This is a genomic window from Curtobacterium sp. USHLN213 (genome assembly GCF_037144815.1).
Classification (GTDB): domain Bacteria; phylum Actinomycetota; class Actinomycetes; order Actinomycetales; family Microbacteriaceae; genus Curtobacterium.
In genome coordinates, this window is record NZ_JBBCYQ010000004.1 from 89,174 (window position 1) to 105,091 (window position 15,918).

Genomic DNA, 15,918 nt, shown 5'->3' on the forward strand with positions numbered 1-15,918 from the left:
TCAGACGGCGACGGCGGTCGAGGACTCGGGGACGGACGTGGCGGTGCCGCGCGGTGCGAGGACGCTCGGTGCGATCCCGAGGCCGGTGGTCATGCCGATGCCGGTGGTGACCGTGACGACGTGGACCCCGGGGAGCGGCTCCTCGATGAGGAACTCCCGACCGGGCGCCGAGGCGTAGACGCCCTGCCACCGCTCACGCACCCGGATCCGCTCGACCCCGAAGAGCCGCTCGGTCTCCGCGATGACGAGCTCGAAGCCCGCCTCGTCCTGGAACGGCGGAGCGTCGACGTCACGCACGTGCGTGTCACCGATGATGAGCGAACCGTCGAACGGCGACGTGTACATCTGGTTCAGGTCCCAGGCGACGCCGGCGGGCAGGGACGCGCGCAGTGATTCGCGGAGCGCACCGGCACTCGGCATCGCCGCGAACCCGCTGTAGCGCAGCAGCGACCACCCGGTGAACAGCGGGACGGTCAACGGGAAGCGCAGATCGACGTCGGCGCGGAGCATGTGCAGGCGGCAGCGCACCACGTCGGCCTGTTCGGCCAGGCGCGGGAACAGCCGGTCGACGTCGTGGTTCGTGCACACGACGATGCGATCGGCCTCGAACGTGCCACGGGAGGTCGTCACCCGACCGGACTCCACCGTGAGTGCGGTCGTGCGCCACGAGAACCGGACCCCCTGCGACGCGAGCCACGTGGCGATCGCCGGTGCCGCCTCCCGTGGGTCCACCTGCAGGTCGAGCGGCAGGAACGCTCCCCCGACCACGGGATCCGGGTCGACCGGGACACGGTCGACGACCGCCCGGGCGTCCAGCCGCTCCGTGTCCGGATCGCTCGCCGCGTACTCCTCGACGACGGCGAGCTCCGCCGCCGTCCGCGCGACCACGACCGTGCCCGACTCCCGTGCCGTGAAGCCTGCCGCACCGGCGAGGTCCAACCACCGCCGCCGCGCCTCGGTGGCGTAGCCGCGGGCCTCCCCCGTCTGCGGCGTGATGCACGCGTGCCCGAAGTTCCGGACGCTCGCGCCGTGCACCGCACCGCCGGCGCGGTCCACGACCACGACGCTCAGGCCCTGCAGCAGGGCTTCGTAGGCGTGGGCGAGGCCGACGATGCCGGCACCGATCACGACGACGTCGAACGCGGGTGCGGTGGTGGAGGAGGTCGGGGTCATGTGGACACCGTGACACGGCTGGCGACCACGTAGGTAGACAAGAACCGAGTTTTCACGCGTACGTAACGTTGTGTCGTCCGATGTTCACACGATTCCCGCAGATGGACAGGTCGAGCCCCTCGTTTCGCGCATGACATGGGTAGTAAGGTGCCTACGTGGCCGATGTCCTGTACAAGCTGATCGCAGATGCACTCCGTGACGAGATCATCAACGGGTCACTCGCGCCCGGTGACGACGTCCCGACCGAAGCCGAGCTGGGCGCGCGCTGGAACGCCTCGCGGGGGCCGATCCGCAACGCCCTCGCCGTGCTGCGCAGCGAAGGGCTCATCGAGACGACCAGGGGTCGCCCGAGTCGGGTCGTGTCGCGGAAGACCAGCCAGCCCGTCGATGTGTACGTCCCGTTCACGAGATGGGCGAAGGGGTTCGGCAGGACCCCGGGAGCACACACCGAGCAGGTCTCCCTCAAGCGCGCGGACGAGGCAGCCTCCCGCGCGCTGCGCATCGAGCCGGGCTCCCTGGTGGTGCAGCTCATCCGCCTGCGCCTGCTCGACCGCGTCCCGACGATGCTCGAACGGACCACGTTCACCGAGACCGTCGGCCGGCTGCTGTTCCAGGCCGACCTCGACGGCGGCTCCATCACGGAGTACCTCGCCACGCACGGCCACGTGTTCAGTGGCGTGCACCACGAGATCGACGCGGTCGCGGCCGACGAGCTCGACACCCGGCTGCTGGGTGTGCAGCCCGGGTCACCCCTGCTCCGGCTCCAGCGCACCTCGGAGGACGAGCACGGCGTGCCGTTCGAGTTCTCCGACGACCGGTACCGGCCGGACGTGGTCCGGTTCACGATCGACGCGACGGGCCGTCAGCGCAACGGTGAGCACCTGATCCAGCCGAAGGCGACGGACGCCGGCGTCGGCGCCTGACGGACAGGAGGCGCGGTGCGGGCCCGACCCGCGCCTCCCGTCCGTCACGGTGTCAGGCGGCGATCCGCCGGCTGCGGTCGCGCCCCCGGAACGTCGCCCACACCACGGCCAGCGCCGCGACGCCGATCACCCACTCCAGGACGCCGACGATGCTCGTCATCGGCGACACCTCGCCGTGCTGCGCCGAGAAGGCGGAGAAGTCCCACAGCGCGTGCAGCACCATCGGCCAGACCAGGCTGCCGGTCGTCCGCCGGAGGACGTAGAACGCGGTGCCGACCAGGAACGTGTTGACGACCTGGGCGAGCGTCGGGCCGAGGGCCTGCCCGGCGAAGAAGTTGAGCGAGTGCATCGCCGCGAACGCCGCCGTGCTGAGGAACCACACCATCGGCTCGGCGAACCGGCTGCGCAGGGCGGTGAGCAGGAGGCCTCGGGTCGTGAGCTCCTCGGTGAACCCGACCAGCAGCAGCACGATCGACGCCGCGAGGAACGGCCCGTCGAAGGCAGCCCAGTCGGTGATGGTCAGCCCGAGCACGGCCAGGAGCGCCAACGCGATCGGCACGACGATCGGCCACCGGCGTCGACTCGGGTGCTCGTCGGACAGGGCCGGCCGCCACCAGCCGAGCAGCGTGGTCGTGACGGCCAGCAGGACGGACGCGACGATGAGCGAGAGCCCCGCGCCGAAGAAGAGGTCGTGTCCGTTCCGGCTCAGGTCGGTGTACGGCACCCCGCCGAGTCGTTGGACGGTGAAGACGACGACCATGTAGCCGAGCCAGATCGCGAAGCCGATCCAGACCCGAGGGCGGACGCGGAGGTGTGACGGAGTTCCCTGGTGCTCCATGTCTCGAGCATGGCACGGAGACGGACTGGAGGCGGGGGGGGGGGCCGCCCCCCCCCCGCGCCTCCAGTCCGTCACGGCGTCAGCCGCGCGGTACCGCTACGCGGCCACCAGGTACTCGTCCCACTCGGACTGCGGACGCTCGATGCCCCGCACCACCCACGAGGAGCCGTGCGGCGCCTTCGGGCGGAAGCGGAGCCGCCACCCCATCTCCTGCGGGGTGCGGTCGCCCTTGGTGTTGTTGCACGCCAGGCAGCAGGCGACGAGGTTCTCCCACGAGTCCTCGCCCCCGCGCGAGCGAGGCTGCACGTGGTCGATCGTGGTGGCGTGCCGATCGCAGTACGCGCACCGGTTGGCGTCGCGGCGGAGGACGCCCCGGCGCGACACCGGCACGAGTCTCGAGTGCGGGATGCGGACGTACCGGGTGAGGATGATGACGGACGGACGGTCGTAGGTCGACGTCGACCCCGTGACCGGGTGGTCGAGGTCGGCGGCGACGATGGCGGCCTTCTGGTTCATGACCAGCACGAGGGCCCGACGGAACGAGATCACCGCGAGGGGCTCGTAACCGGCGTTGAGGACGAGAGTGCGCATGGGTTCCCTTCCGACGTGCCTGGACGGCTTCCAGGCTGTGCGGGTGCGTCGGACCGGGGTACCGCGCAGGTGACCTCCGCTCGCGCGAACGGCCCCTGAACCACGAAGAGCACCACCCGGATGGGCAGTGCTCAGGTCATGCAGGGGCGTGCTCGTGCACGCAGGCGGTGGTCGACCATATGTCGACGTGCGCGCGCCGACCCATGGTGCGGGTCGTGCGGAACGCTGACATGGGGTCTCCCTGCTCGGACCGTTCGGGCCGGTGCACGGTCAGGGTACGTCAGAAACCGGCCCGGCACGAGAGTGCACGGGCCGGTTCCGGCGATGTTCACGGGATCGATGCCCGCGGTCTGCGTCAGATGCCGAAGCGGACGATGTGGTAGTCGCTGGTCCAGATCGGACGGATCGACACGGAGCCACCGGGCTTCGGCGCGTCCATGATCATGCCGTTGCCCATGTAGAAGCCGTCGTGCGCCTCGTTGTTGAAGATGACGACGTCACCCGGCTGCGCCTCGGACTCGGGGATCGTGGTGCCGGCCTGGTCCTGCAGCGGCACGGAGTGCGCGAGGTTGATGCCGTACTGCGCGTACACGAACATGACGTAGCCCGAGCAGTCGAAGCCCGACGGGTCCGCGCCGCCGAAGACGTACGGGGTGCCGATGTACTGCTTGGCGGTGGCGACCACGGCCGGCAGCGAGAACGGGGTGTTCGCGGCGGTCGACGAGGCGACGTAGTCGGAGGCGCTCGGCCCCGTGTACGACGCGTACTGCGAGGCGGTCTGCGCGCGTGCTGCCTGGGTGGCCGCGGCCTGCTCGGACGCCTGCTTCGCCGCGGCGTCGGCGGCCTTCTGCGCTGCCTCGGCGTCGAGCGTGGACTGCGCCGTCGCACCGTAGCCGTCGCGGCTCGTGCCGGCGAGGGCGACCGCGTCGGAGACGGAGAAGTTCTGGGCCTCGGTCGTGCGGACCTGGCGCTGCGCGGTCGCGGCGTCCGTCCCGGTCGACTGCTGCGTCGCGGCGAACGCCGGGGCGACCGCGACGGTGCCGAACATGCCCGCGGCCACGGTCAGGACGACCGGCGCGAGGAAGCGGCGCTTGCGGGCCGACGAGCTCGCCTTGGTGGAGGCGGCGGTATGCGCGGCCTGGGCGGCACGACGGCCGGCGGGGAGCGGAGCGTCGCGCACCGGGGTGACGGCGCGGGCTGCTCGGCGCGAGAGGGGGGCGTCGGTGGCGTTCGCGGTGTTCGTCGGGTTCGCGGGCGTCTGGTCGTCCGCGGCGGAACCGGTCTGCGTCAAGGGTGTCTCCGGCGTCTCGTCACCACTGCCAGCGGGGGTGATCGCCGACCGTGCAACCCCATCCGTTCGTCATCGTTTCCGATCGAGACAGGAGACGGGTTCGAGACGTCCTGTCACGGGTCCTGGGCCTCGTGGGTGGCCGGCGGACTCGTCGAGTGTACGTGCCGACCGTTACCTTGTCGAGATGAAACCGCCGCTTTGTAACGAATCGGTAAAGAAGCCCTGATCAGGCCGCAGAAACACGCCTCGCCCCAGTTTCGGGGGCAGACGGGTCAGGAGCGCTCGATGTAGACGTGCTGCGCGACCTCGGTCGGGAGCTCGATGCCCGCGTCCTCGCCGTCGACGCGCACGGCGACGTAGGCCCCTGCGCGCTGCACGCTCGCGACACGGCCGGGCATGACACCGGCGGACCGCAGCTGGTGGAGGAGCTCCGGTTCGAACTGCACGGGCTCGCCCAAGCGGCGGATGACCCCGGTCGCGACGGCGTCGGTGCCCTCGGTCGCGGCGACGATGTTCTGCACGCCGTCGAGGAAGCCGGGTGCGGCCGGGCCGCCGATCTCGGCGAGTCCCGGGATCGGGTTGCCGTACGGCGACTCGGTCGGGTTGCCGAGCATCTCGAGCAGACGGACCTCGACCTGCTCGCTCATCACGTGCTCCCAGCGGCATGCCTCGTCGTGGACGAACGCCCAGTCGAGACCGATGACGTCGGAGAGCAGACGCTCGGCGAGCCGGTGCTTGCGCATCACGTGCGTCGCGCGCGAGCGTCCTTCGTCGGTGAGTTCGAGGTGCCGGTCGCCCGAGACGACGACGAGGCCGTCGCGCTCCATGCGGGCGATGGTCTGCGAGACGGTGGGACCCGAGTGGCCGAGACGCTCCGAGATGCGGGCGCGCAGCGGCACGATCGCCTCTTCCTCGAGGTCGAGGATGGTGCGAAGGTACATCTCCGTGGTGTCGACGAGATCGGTCACGGTCCGCCTCTCATGTCTGGGCCCAGCGCGCCCCACCCTACTTGTTCGAGGCGACATGGAATGACCAACACTTGCAAGGTGCAAGAAAGTCCGTGCGCGATGCGGCCAGGAGGCGCGGCGTCGGCCCGCCCCGTCCGGCCGGTACACGGTCACTCGCGCTGGGATACCGCTCGTTAGGATCGGTGCATGGCAGACATCGTCATCCCCGCCGAACTCCTCCCGACCGATGGCCGATTCGGCTGCGGACCGTCCAAGATCCGTGGCGCGCAGCTCGAGTCCCTCGTGACCCGCGGCGCGACGATCCTCGGCACGTCCCACCGCCAGAAGCCCGTCAAGGACCTCGTGGGCAGCGTCCGCGCCGGCCTCGGCGACCTGTTCGACCTCCCCGAGGGCTACGAGGTCGTCCTCGGCAACGGCGGCTCGACCGCGTTCTGGGACGCCGCCGCGTTCGGGCTCATCGAGCGCCGGGCCGAGAACCTGTCCTTCGGCGAGTTCGGCTCGAAGTTCGCCAAGGCCGCCGGCGCCCCCTGGCTCGAGGCGCCGCACGTGGTCGAGGCCCCCGGCGGATCCCTCGCCCCGCTCGAGGTCGTCGAGGGCGTGGACGTCTACGCCTACCCGCACAACGAGACCTCGACGGGTGTCATGGCGCCGGTCGTCCGCGCCGCCGGGGACGCCGGCGCCCTCACCGTCGTCGATGCCACGAGCGCCGCCGGTGGTGCCGCGTTCGACGTCAGCGCGACGGACGTCTACTACTTCGCCCCGCAGAAGAACTTCGCCTCGGACGGTGGCCTCTGGCTCGCGCTGTTCTCCCCCGCGGCGATCGAGCGTGTCGAGCGCATCGCCGCGAGCGGCCGGTACATCCCCGAGTTCCTCTCGCTCAAGAACGCCGTCGACAACTCGCGGCTGAACCAGACGCTGAACACCCCGGCGCTCGCGACCCTGATCCTCCTCGACGACCAGGTCCGCTGGATCAACGAGTCCGGCGGGCTCGCCTGGGCCGACACCCGCACGAAGACCTCGTCGTCGACGCTCTACGACTGGGCGGAGTCGGTCGACTACGCGACGCCGTTCGTGACCGACGCCGCAGCCCGGTCGCAGGTCGTCGCCACGATCGACCTCGACGACTCGATCGACGCCAAGGCCGTCGCCGCGACGCTGCGCCAGAACGGGATCGTCGACACGGAGCCGTACCGGAAGCTCGGCCGCAACCAGCTCCGCATCGCGACCTTCACGGCGATCGACCCGGACGACGTCGCGAAGCTCGTGCAGGCGATCGACTTCACGGTGAACGCCCTGCGCTGACGCGGTTCGTCCTCATGACAGGAGGCGCGGTGCCAGCTGGCACCGCGCCTCCTGTCCGTCCGGGGACCGGTCGAGCACCCGTCAGGCGCGGTGGTGGTCCGGGTCGACCTCGCCGGCGTCCAGCCGGTCGACCTCGAGGTCGGCGTCCGGGTCGACCGGGCGCACCCGCTGGGTGCGACGGCGGCCGCGGGCCGGCTCGGCCGGTGCGTCCTGCTGGGCGGCGCCGTCGGTGTCCGCGTCGTCGGTGTCGTCGTCGGAGTCGTCGGTGTCGTCCTCGGACCCGTCCAGCTCGTCGACGTCCACACCGTCGATGTCGTCGTCGTCCGGCTCGTCGAGGTCGTCCTCGTCGGCGTCGAAGTCGTCCTCGTCGTCCGCTTCGTCGTCGTCGGACTCGTCGTCGTCCGAGTCGTCGTAGTCGGCGTCCTCGTCCGCGTCGTCCTCGTCGCCGTCGAAGTCCTCGTCGTCGTCCTCGTCGGACTCGTCGTCGTGCTCGCCCTCGGCACCGTCGGTGTCCTGGCCGGCCCGGTACTCGGCGAGCCGCTCGGACCACGGCACCCAGTCGGGCGCCAGCAGCGAGCCGTCACCGGGCATGAGCTCGACCTCGAGCACGGTCGGCTCGTCACCGGACACCTGGGCGATCGAGACGGTCCAGCGCCAGCCGGGGTACCCGGCCATGCGGTTGGCGAACAGCACCGAGACGACACCGTCACCCTCGTCGACGGTGCCGGCGAACGCGCCGACGGTCGACTCGGGGGTCACCTCGAGCAGCGCCGTGCGGGCGAGCGCGGTGAGGTCCTCGGAAGGGGCAGGAGCAACAGGGGAGGTATCGGTCATCACGCGTCCAACTGGTCAGCGACGTGCCGCAGGATCGCAGCGATTCGGGTGCCGTTCTTCGGGTACCGGCCGTGCCGGAAGTCCCCGCTGATCCGGTCGAGCTCCTTCACGAGGTCCTCGACGATCACGGCCATGTCGTCCGCCGATCGTCGCGACATCTTCGCGAGGGACGGCTGCGGGTCGAGGAGCCGCACGGACAGCGCCTGCGACCCCTTCTTCCCCTGGACGACGCCGTACTCGAGCCGCGAACCGGCCTTCACCGACGTGACGCCGTCGGGGAGCGAGGACGCGTGCAGGAAGACGGGTTCGCCGTCGTCGCCGGTGATGAACCCGAACCCCTTCTGGTCGTCGTAGAACTTGACCTTGCCGGTGGGCATTCGTCGGTCTCCTCGTGATCGTGGAACGGCCGTGGTGCGTCGGATATCCTGGGTCGATGGCCAACCCGACCCGGTCCACCGGGAACACGCAGGACTCCGCGGAACCCCCGGTGACGTTCAATCGTACCGAACGCGCCCTCGCGTTCATGGTCGGCGGGATCTTCATCGCCGCCTTCCTCTGCATGGCCGCCATGATCGTGATGTGGCTGACGGTCCCCAGCGCCCAGGGATCGATGCCCTGGCCCGTGATCATGGCGATCCCGCTGGTCGGCTTCCCGATCGGCATGGTGCTCGTGTTCACCCTCCTCGGCATCACCTGGACCCGTCGGGCCCGAGCGAACCGGACGGCGCGCTGAGGACCGCGTCGGACGAGCGCGGCGGACGATGACGACCACCGCAGACCTCGCCGCCCGGCTCCGGGCGATGCCGGACGACGCCCTCGAACGGCTCGTCGTGGCGCGCCGGCTCCCCGCGGCGGTCCTCGCCGAGACCGGCCCGCTGCGCATCTCGGACTTCTTCGACCTCGCCGAGGCGCTCCGCACCGACGACGCGGTCGACGCCGCGATCGAGCACCTGCCCCGTCGGACGCTGCTCGCGCTGCGCGACGGCGCGGGCTCCGCCGACGACCTCGCCCCGGCGGTCGCGCTCGGCCTGGCGGACGAGGACGGCGGCGTCGACGACGCGGTGTCGGCCCGGCTGGCCGCCCACGACGAGATCGCCGGTCTCCCAGGAGGCGCGGATCACCCCCGCCCCGTCGCTCCGGTGGACGAGACGGGCGACGACGAGCGCGCCCGGACGACCGGCGCGGAGCACGCCTTCGCGACGATGACCGTGCTCGCCGAACTCCTCCGGGCGGTATCCGAGGGCGCGGTGCGCGAGCTCGTGAAGGGCGGCATCGGCACCCCGCTCGCGAAGACGCTCGGCGAGCGTGCCGGCGCGGACCCCGTCGTGGTCCCCGGCCGCCTGGCGCTGCTCGAACGGATCGGGTTCGCGGACACGGGCAACGGGACGTGGGCGACCACGGCAGCGGGCGACGCCTGGCTGGTCGCGAGCTGGCCGGACCGCTGGTCGACGCTGGTGTCGGCATGGCGGGACGCACTCGACCCCGCCGTCCGGAGCGTGCTCGACGTGGCCGGCGACGACCTGCGCGACCTCGTGTCGGCCGGCCGGTGGGCGTACCCGGCGGGCTCGCGCTGGCTCGACGCGGTGCTGCTCGACGTCGCGGGCACCGCGGCCGCACTCGGGCTGACGGTCGACGGCCGCGTGACGAGCACCGGCCGTGCACTGCTGGACGGGGACCCTGCCCCCGCTGCGGAGGACCTCCCCCGCACGGTCGACGCCGTGTACCTGCAGCACGACCTCACGGTCATCGCGCCGGGGCCGCTCGCGCCGGTCGACGACGCCGCCCTCCGGACCGTCGCCGTGCTCGAGGCACCGGGCCTCGCCGCCCGGTACCGCATCTCCGAGGACTCGCTCCGCCGCGCGTTCCGGGCCGGCCACACCCGGCAGGACGTCGTCGCGCTGCTGGAACGGCTGTCCGCGACGGGCCTGCCGCAGCCGCTCTCCTACCTCGTCGACCAGGTGTCCTCGCGGGACGGCAGCATCGTGGTCGACGTCGGCGCCGACGGGGTCGGCGCCCGCGTGCACGGCACGCCGGACCAGCTCGACCTCATCGGGGTGGACGCCGAGCTCCGGCAGCTGGCGTGGGAGCGCAGCGACCTGACCACCCTGCTGACCCGCTACCCGCCGCACGTCGTCCACACGGCGCTCGAGGACCAGCGCTACCCGGCCGTCCTGACGGCCGCAGCCCGCCCGGCGACGGGATCCGTTCCTCCAGGCCGTCGACGCACCACCGGACGCAACCCGGAGCAGGCGGCGCACGCACTCGTGGAACGGCTCCGCGTCACCACCGAGCGCGGCGAGGCCGAGCCCGAGCAGGAGTGGCTGGGGCGGCAGATCGACCTCGCCGTCCGGGGACGCACGCCGATCCGCCTGACGGTGCGCATGCCGGACGGCTCCGAGCGGCCGTTCTCGATCGTGCCGACCTCGGTCGCCGCCGGACGCGTGCGGGGACGCGACACGGCCGTCGACGTCGAGCGGACGCTCCCGCTCTCCCTCGTGGTGGCTGTGGAGAGCGACGCCTGATCCACAGGTGAGCCGATCCGCGCTGGTTCGCAGCCGAGCGGCCTAGGCTGATCCGTCATGAACGGACCGCTGATCGTGCAGAGCGACCGCACCGTGCTCCTCGAGGTCGCGCACCCCGACGCCGAGGACGCACGGCACGACCTCGCGGTGTTCGCCGAGCTCGAACGCGCGCCGGAACACGTGCACACGTACCGCATCACCCGACTCGGCCTGTGGAACGCGCGGGCGGCCGGGCACGACGCCGAGAGCATGATCCACACGCTCGAGCACTTCGCGAAGTTCCCCGTCCCGCAGAGCGTCACGGTGGACATCCGCGACACCGTGGCACGGTACGGCCGACTCGTCATCCGGCGCGAAGAGCGTCCGGACGCGCCGGCGATCGCGAACTCCCCGGCCGAAGCGCTCGAGCGCCAGCCGGTCCTGCTCCTCACCGCGTCCGAGCCCACGGTCCTCGCCGAGGTCATCCGCTCGAAGCGGATCAAGCCGCTGCTGGGCGACATGCGCTCCCCGGAAGAGGTCGAGCTGCTCCCGTGGGCACGCGGGCAGATCAAACAGGAGCTCGTGAAGCTCGGCTGGCCGGCCGAAGACCTCGCCGGGTACACGCCCGGGCAGCCGCACCCGATCGACCTCGACACCGACGACTGGCACCTGCGTCCCTACCAGGAACAGGCGGTCGACACGTTCTTCGCGCAGGGCTCCGGCGTCGTCGTGCTGCCCTGTGGTGCCGGCAAGACGCTCGTGGGCGCCGGGGCGATGGCGACGGTCAAGGCGACGACGCTCATCCTCGTGACGAACACCGTCTCGGCCCGGCAGTGGCGATCCGAGCTGCTGCGCCGGACCACCCTCACCGAGGACGAGATCGGCGAGTACTCGGGCAGCGTGAAGGAGATCCGTCCGGTCACGATCGCGACGTACCAGATCCTCACCGCCCGTCGGAAGGGCGAGTACACGCACCTGTCGCTCCTCGACGCCCTCGACTGGGGACTCATCGTCTACGACGAGGTGCACCTGCTGCCGGCGCCGGTGTTCAAGCTCACCGCCGACCTCCAGGCCCGGCGGCGGCTCGGGCTCACGGCGACCCTCGTGCGCGAGGACGGGCGCGAGGGCGACGTCTTCTCGCTCATCGGGCCGAAGCGCTACGACGCCCCGTGGAAGGAGATCGAGGCGCAGGGGTACATCTCCCCCGCCGCCTGCTACGAGGTGCGCATCGACCTGCCGCACCAGGACCGCCTCGAGTACGCGGCGTCCAGCGACGACGAGCGGTACCGGCTCGCGGCGACCTCGCCGGCGAAGACCCCGGTGGTGCGCGAGCTCATCGAGAAGCACCGCGGCGAGCAGATCCTCGTGATCGGGCAGTACATCGACCAGCTCGACTCGCTCGCCGAGTCCCTGGACGCCGCCGAGATCACCGGCTCGACCCCCGTCGACGAGCGGGAGCGGCTCTACCAGGCCTTCCGCGAGGGGTCGATCGACGTGCTCGTCGTCTCGAAGGTCGCGAACTTCTCGGTCGACCTGCCCGACGCGACGGTGGCGATCCAGGTGTCCGGCTCGTTCGGATCCCGTCAGGAAGAGGCTCAGCGACTCGGCCGACTCCTCCGCCCGAACAAGGACGGGCTGCCCGCGTCGTTCTACACGCTCGTCACGCGGGACACCGTCGACCAGGACTTCGCGCAGAACCGGCAGCGGTTCCTCGCGGAGCAGGGGTACTCCTACACGATCCTCGACGCCGACCAGGTCCAGGCGGTCGTGGGCTGACGCACCAACCGCTCTCAGGAAACCACTAGGGAACGGTCAGAAGATAGGACCATGAGCGATGGCCCCAAGATCCTGATCGTCGACGACGAGCCGAACATCCGCGACCTCCTGACGACCTCGCTGCGTTTCGCCGGCTTCGCCGTGCGCGCGGTGGGCAACGGAGCACAGGCGATCTCCGCCGTGCTCGAGGAAGAGCCGGACCTGATCATCCTCGACGTCATGCTGCCCGACATGAACGGCTTCGGCGTCACCAAGCGCCTGCGGTCGTCGGGCTACACCTCCCCGATCCTGTTCCTCACCGCCAAGGACGACACCGAGGACAAGATCACCGGTCTCACCGTCGGCGGCGACGACTACGTCACGAAGCCGTTCTCGCTCGACGAGATCGTCGCCCGCATCAAGGCGATCCTCCGTCGCACGATGAACGACGAGGAAGACGCGATCATCCGCGCCGGCGAGCTCACGATGGACCAGGACACGCACGAGGTCACGATCGGCGACGCGCAGATCGAGCTCTCGCCGACCGAGTTCAAGCTGCTCCGCTACCTCATGCTCAACCCGAACCGCGTGCTGTCGAAGGCGCAGATCCTCGACCACGTGTGGGAGTACGACTTCAACGGCGACGCCGGCATCGTCGAGTCATACATCTCCTACCTGCGCCGCAAGCTCGACCAGTACTCGGCCGAGCCGATCATCCAGACCAAGCGCGGGTTCGGCTACATGCTCAAGGCGTCCAAGGCCTCGTAGGTCTCCCGGATCCCTCGGGGTTCGTCTTCACGGCGGTCGTCCGGTTTCACCGGGCGACCGCTGTCTATCGTTGGGGCAGCATGCACACGCGAATGAGCCGCTGGTGGGACGGGATCTCCCTGCGCACCAAGATCACCGGGATCACGGTGCTCCTGGTGGCGCTCGGACTGCTCGTCGCGGGGCTCGGAACGATGACGGTGCTGTCGACGTACCTCATGGCCCAGCTGGACAACAACGTCCGTCAGACGACGGAACAGCTCGAGGGTCAGAACATCAGCGACGGTGAGCAGTACTGCAAGCTCTCCGTCGTCCTCTCGCAGAGCGCGTACGTCGCCGCCTACGACTCCGCCGGCAAGCAGATCTGCCAGACCCCGGCGTCGAGCCGCCCCGACATCCACGAGCTCGACTTCTCCTCCGCGGCGCAGACCAGTTCGCGCTTCTCGCTGTACGACAGCCAGCACAACCACGAGTGGCGTGCGCAGGTCATCCCGGCATCGCTGCAGGACCAGTCGACCGGCACCACGCAGGCCGGGTACGTCCTGGTCGCGGTGTCGAGCGCCGACACCGACCAGACCGTCCTGCGATTCACCGCCATCTTCCTGAGCTTCGGTGCCTCGGTGATCCTGCTCGGCGCCATGCTCACGCGGCTCCTCGTGACGGCGACGTTCGACCCCCTGCGCGACGTCGAGGACACCGCTGCCCGGTTCGCCGCCGGTGACTTCAACCAGCGCCTCGAAGCCGACACCCCCAACACCGAGGTCGGTCGACTGAACCGGTCCCTCAACTCCATGCTCGAGCGCATCGACTCCGCGTTCGAGGACCGGCAGCGCACCATCGACCAGATGCGTCGGTTCGTCGGGGACGCCTCCCACGAGCTCCGCACGCCCCTCGTGTCGCTCCGCGGGTACGCCGAGCTCTACCGGATGGGCGCGCTCCGCAAGGAAGAGGACGTCGCCCAGGCGATGGAGCGCATCGAGAAGGAAGCCCAGCGCATGGGCCTCCTCGTGCAGGACCTGCTGCAGCTCGCCCGCATCGACGAGTCGAAGCCGCTCGAGCTCGGCCCGGTCGACCTCGTCGCCATCGCCCGTGACTCCGCGCTCGACACGATGGCGTCGAACCCCGACCGCGAGATCCAGGTGCTCGTCGAGGACTCGGTGACCGGCGAGAGCGTGCCGCACGCGGTCCGTCCGGCGTCAGCTCCTGCCTCGGCCCCCGGTTCCGGCGACGGGCCCCCGGCATCGCCGACGTCCGCGAACACGACCGGCCCGATCGCGTTCTCGCGCCAGACGATCGCGCGACTCCGCGCCCGCCGCACCCGCGCGATGGGTGTCGACGGCACGGCTGCCCCCACCGACGAGACCACCCCGCTGCCCACCGTCGTGCTGCCGAAGCGGCCGCCGATCGTCCTGGCGGAGGAGAACAAGATCCGCCAGATCGTCACGAACCTCATGGGCAACGCCATGCGCTTCACGGAGCACGACGACCCGATCGAGATCGGCATCGGCGTGGACGACGAGCGTGGGATGGCGCACATCGACGTGATCGACCACGGCGAGGGCATCCCGCCGCAGCTGCGCGACAAGATCTTCCAGCGCTTCTGGCGCGCCGACACCTCGCGCGCACGGGACACCGGCGGCTCGGGCCTCGGGCTCGCGATCGTCTCGGGCATCGTCGCGGCGCACCACGGTTCGGTCGAGGTGTTCGACACCGAGGGCGGCGGCGCGACCTTCCGCGTGTGGCTCCCCCTGCTCCCCCGCGACTACGCCGCCCCCGCGCCCGCCGGCGCGTGACGCCCGCGGGCGTGCCGCCCGCCCGCCGCACCCACGCCTGCCCGCCCGCGCCGGCGGTCGCCCCGACGCCCGCCCCGACGCCCGCCCCGAGCGGGCACTATCTGTCACGTTCGACGCTCCAGACCGGCACGAACCGCCCGGTCGGCGGTCGACTGGCCGCGTGTCCTGCCCACTCGCAACGCGAAGGCCTGACGCAGTCGCTCGAACATGACCGCTGGACGAGCGGCATCGGCAGCGGTGACGTGGATCACGAGCCAGCCGTTCACCTCGAAGCCGTTCCGGCGACGCTGGTCGTGGTGGAAGGTCTCGCGCTCCCGGTGGTGGTCACCGTCGTACTCGAGGGCGATGCGGTACTCCGGCCAGGCCATGTCGACGCGTCCGAGGAACTTGCCAGCACCGTCGAGGACGTCGAGGTTGAGCTCCGGCTCGGGGAACCCCGCGTCGACGACGGCGAGACGGACGCGGGTCTCCATCGCTGACTCCGCTCCGACACGGATCAGCTCCAGCGCAGCACGCGCTGTCCGAGATGCTCGTGCCCCAGGTCGGATCGCCTCGGCGAGCTCATCGATGGTCGCGAGTCCGCTCCGACCAACGAGGTGATCACCGATCACCACCAGGTCGGCGAGTTCGAGCAGCGAGGCACACTCGAACCACATCTGCGCCGGTGCGCTCACCCGTTTGCCACAGTGCAGTCGGACGTCCGTCGATGCCGACCGGTGCCCCACCACTCCGGTGCGCCGCATGGCGTTGTCCGACGCCGAGGTGACGTGCACCGGGCCGTTGCGAGCAGCCGACGGCAACGGTGCGCCCCAGATCGATGCCGCACTGGTGTGGCTGAAGTGCTGGTCGGCTCGGAGCACCACCGCGATCGCGTCGATCCGACTGACGGTCGAACCGGCACGAGCGCGCACACCGTGGACGGGCGACTCGAGGTCACGACGCCGGAGTCGACCCGCGGGGATGTCCCGCGCAAGCGCGTCCCGAACGCGGAACGGGGCGTACTGGAACGGAACCGGAAGGGGATGTGCGTCGCGCATGCGCACCATCGTCGCCAAGAGGTGCCCAACGGAGGATCTTCGGGAGGCGACCTGTGGAGAACCGCCGAGCCGCGCCTCCTGTGCGGGAACAGTCTCGAGACTGAGCGGGCAGGACACGCCGCGCGTGGTTCGCGGAGCGGGCGGTAG

At 70.8% G+C, this 15,918-nt stretch carries 15 protein-coding genes; 7 read left to right on the plus strand and 8 right to left on the minus strand.

Translation table 11 applies throughout. The features are described 5' to 3' along the window. Positions 1 to 1,173 (minus strand): TIGR03364 family FAD-dependent oxidoreductase, encoded by a 1,173-nt coding sequence (locus WFH25_RS06875; RefSeq protein WP_071294901.1) that lies wholly within the window; start codon positions 1,171 to 1,173, stop codon positions 1 to 3. 155 nt (positions 1,174 to 1,328) lie between these two features. On the opposite strand from WFH25_RS06875, the gene WFH25_RS06880 reads away from it, so the two are divergent. Beyond that, a complete protein-coding gene (locus tag WFH25_RS06880; RefSeq protein ID WP_336697225.1) occupies positions 1,329 to 2,096 on the plus strand; it encodes a GntR family transcriptional regulator in 768 nt (255 codons plus the stop codon). A 52-nt stretch (positions 2,097 to 2,148) separates the two neighbouring features. Here the strand turns inward: WFH25_RS06880 and WFH25_RS06885 are convergent, their stop codons facing one another. The 4 genes from WFH25_RS06885 to WFH25_RS06900 form a co-directional block, all read right to left on the minus strand. Then, a complete protein-coding gene (locus tag WFH25_RS06885) occupies positions 2,149 to 2,934 on the minus strand; it encodes a CPBP family intramembrane glutamic endopeptidase (RefSeq protein WP_336697226.1) in 786 nt (261 codons plus the stop codon). 96 nt (positions 2,935 to 3,030) lie between these two features. Further along, positions 3,031 to 3,525 carry an HNH endonuclease gene (locus WFH25_RS06890; RefSeq protein WP_070417828.1) on the minus strand — a complete coding sequence of 165 codons (495 nt, stop codon included), beginning with the start codon at positions 3,523 to 3,525 and terminating at the stop codon, positions 3,031 to 3,033. Positions 3,526 to 3,880: 355 nt separating this feature from the next. Next, entirely contained in the window at positions 3,881 to 4,816 is a 936-nt protein-coding gene (locus tag WFH25_RS06895; protein ID WP_336697227.1) for a C40 family peptidase, read from the minus strand. 272 nt (positions 4,817 to 5,088) lie between these two features. Continuing rightward, a complete protein-coding gene (locus WFH25_RS06900; RefSeq protein WP_022906596.1) occupies positions 5,089 to 5,784 on the minus strand; it encodes a metal-dependent transcriptional regulator in 696 nt (231 codons plus the stop codon). 186 nt (positions 5,785 to 5,970) lie between these two features. Between WFH25_RS06900 and serC the strand changes: the two genes are divergently transcribed. Next, positions 5,971 to 7,086: a phosphoserine transaminase gene (gene serC / locus WFH25_RS06905; RefSeq protein ID WP_336697228.1), complete on the plus strand. Its 1,116-nt coding sequence runs from the start codon at positions 5,971 to 5,973 to the stop codon at positions 7,084 to 7,086. 81 nt (positions 7,087 to 7,167) lie between these two features. Here the strand turns inward: serC and WFH25_RS06910 are convergent, their stop codons facing one another. Together WFH25_RS06910 and WFH25_RS06915 are read right to left on the minus strand one after the other, a co-directional pair. Further along, positions 7,168 to 7,920 (minus strand): DUF3027 domain-containing protein, encoded by a 753-nt coding sequence (locus WFH25_RS06910; RefSeq protein ID WP_336697229.1) that lies wholly within the window; start codon positions 7,918 to 7,920, stop codon positions 7,168 to 7,170. Further along, complete coding sequence (locus WFH25_RS06915; protein ID WP_022906598.1) at positions 7,920 to 8,297, minus strand: cold-shock protein; 378 nt, start codon at positions 8,295 to 8,297, stop codon at positions 7,920 to 7,922. Before WFH25_RS06915 ends, WFH25_RS06910 begins: the two co-directional genes overlap by 1 nt. Before the next feature lie 56 nt (positions 8,298 to 8,353). On the opposite strand from WFH25_RS06915, the gene WFH25_RS06920 reads away from it, so the two are divergent. The 5 genes from WFH25_RS06920 to WFH25_RS06940 all read left to right on the plus strand — a co-directional run bounded on the left by WFH25_RS06920 (position 8,354) and on the right by WFH25_RS06940 (position 14,734). Beyond that, positions 8,354 to 8,653 carry a hypothetical protein gene (locus WFH25_RS06920; protein ID WP_070417823.1) on the plus strand — a complete coding sequence of 100 codons (300 nt, stop codon included), beginning with the start codon at positions 8,354 to 8,356 and terminating at the stop codon, positions 8,651 to 8,653. Between the two features lie 28 nt (positions 8,654 to 8,681). Beyond that, on the plus strand, positions 8,682 to 10,442 hold the full coding sequence (locus WFH25_RS06925) for a helicase-associated domain-containing protein (RefSeq protein ID WP_336697230.1): 1,761 nt from the start codon (positions 8,682 to 8,684) through the stop codon (positions 10,440 to 10,442). A gap of 57 nt (positions 10,443 to 10,499) precedes the next feature. Further along, a complete protein-coding gene (locus WFH25_RS06930) occupies positions 10,500 to 12,197 on the plus strand; it encodes a DNA repair helicase XPB (RefSeq protein WP_071302086.1) in 1,698 nt (565 codons plus the stop codon). Positions 12,198 to 12,248: 51 nt separating this feature from the next. Continuing rightward, positions 12,249 to 12,944: a response regulator transcription factor gene (locus tag WFH25_RS06935; RefSeq protein ID WP_017888045.1), complete on the plus strand. Its 696-nt coding sequence runs from the start codon at positions 12,249 to 12,251 to the stop codon at positions 12,942 to 12,944. A gap of 80 nt (positions 12,945 to 13,024) precedes the next feature. After that, positions 13,025 to 14,734, plus strand: coding sequence for a sensor histidine kinase (locus WFH25_RS06940; protein ID WP_070417820.1), 1,710 nt, complete (start codon positions 13,025 to 13,027; stop codon positions 14,732 to 14,734). Positions 14,735 to 14,838: 104 nt separating this feature from the next. Here the strand turns inward: WFH25_RS06940 and WFH25_RS06945 are convergent, their stop codons facing one another. After that, positions 14,839 to 15,771 carry an endonuclease domain-containing protein gene (locus WFH25_RS06945; RefSeq protein WP_336697231.1) on the minus strand — a complete coding sequence of 311 codons (933 nt, stop codon included), beginning with the start codon at positions 15,769 to 15,771 and terminating at the stop codon, positions 14,839 to 14,841. Positions 15,772 to 15,918: the final 147 nt, after the last annotated feature.

Coding starts and splice junctions, on each gene's coding strand:
- WFH25_RS06910 (WP_336697229.1), bottom strand. CDS start 7,920: ATGACCGATACCTCCCCTGTTGCTCCTGCCCCTTCCGAGGACCTCACC.
- WFH25_RS06925 (WP_336697230.1), top strand. CDS start 8,682: ATGACGACCACCGCAGACCTCGCCGCCCGGCTCCGGGCGATGCCGGAC.
- WFH25_RS06890 (WP_070417828.1), bottom strand. CDS start 3,525: ATGCGCACTCTCGTCCTCAACGCCGGTTACGAGCCCCTCGCGGTGATC.
- WFH25_RS06930 (WP_071302086.1), top strand. CDS start 10,500: ATGAACGGACCGCTGATCGTGCAGAGCGACCGCACCGTGCTCCTCGAG.
- WFH25_RS06885 (WP_336697226.1), bottom strand. CDS start 2,934: ATGGAGCACCAGGGAACTCCGTCACACCTCCGCGTCCGCCCTCGGGTC.
- WFH25_RS06875 (WP_071294901.1), bottom strand. CDS start 1,173: ATGACCCCGACCTCCTCCACCACCGCACCCGCGTTCGACGTCGTCGTG.
- serC (WP_336697228.1), top strand. CDS start 5,971: ATGGCAGACATCGTCATCCCCGCCGAACTCCTCCCGACCGATGGCCGA.
- WFH25_RS06945 (WP_336697231.1), bottom strand. CDS start 15,771: ATGCGCGACGCACATCCCCTTCCGGTTCCGTTCCAGTACGCCCCGTTC.
- WFH25_RS06915 (WP_022906598.1), bottom strand. CDS start 8,297: ATGCCCACCGGCAAGGTCAAGTTCTACGACGACCAGAAGGGGTTCGGG.
- WFH25_RS06940 (WP_070417820.1), top strand. CDS start 13,025: ATGCACACGCGAATGAGCCGCTGGTGGGACGGGATCTCCCTGCGCACC.
- WFH25_RS06935 (WP_017888045.1), top strand. CDS start 12,249: ATGAGCGATGGCCCCAAGATCCTGATCGTCGACGACGAGCCGAACATC.
- WFH25_RS06920 (WP_070417823.1), top strand. CDS start 8,354: ATGGCCAACCCGACCCGGTCCACCGGGAACACGCAGGACTCCGCGGAA.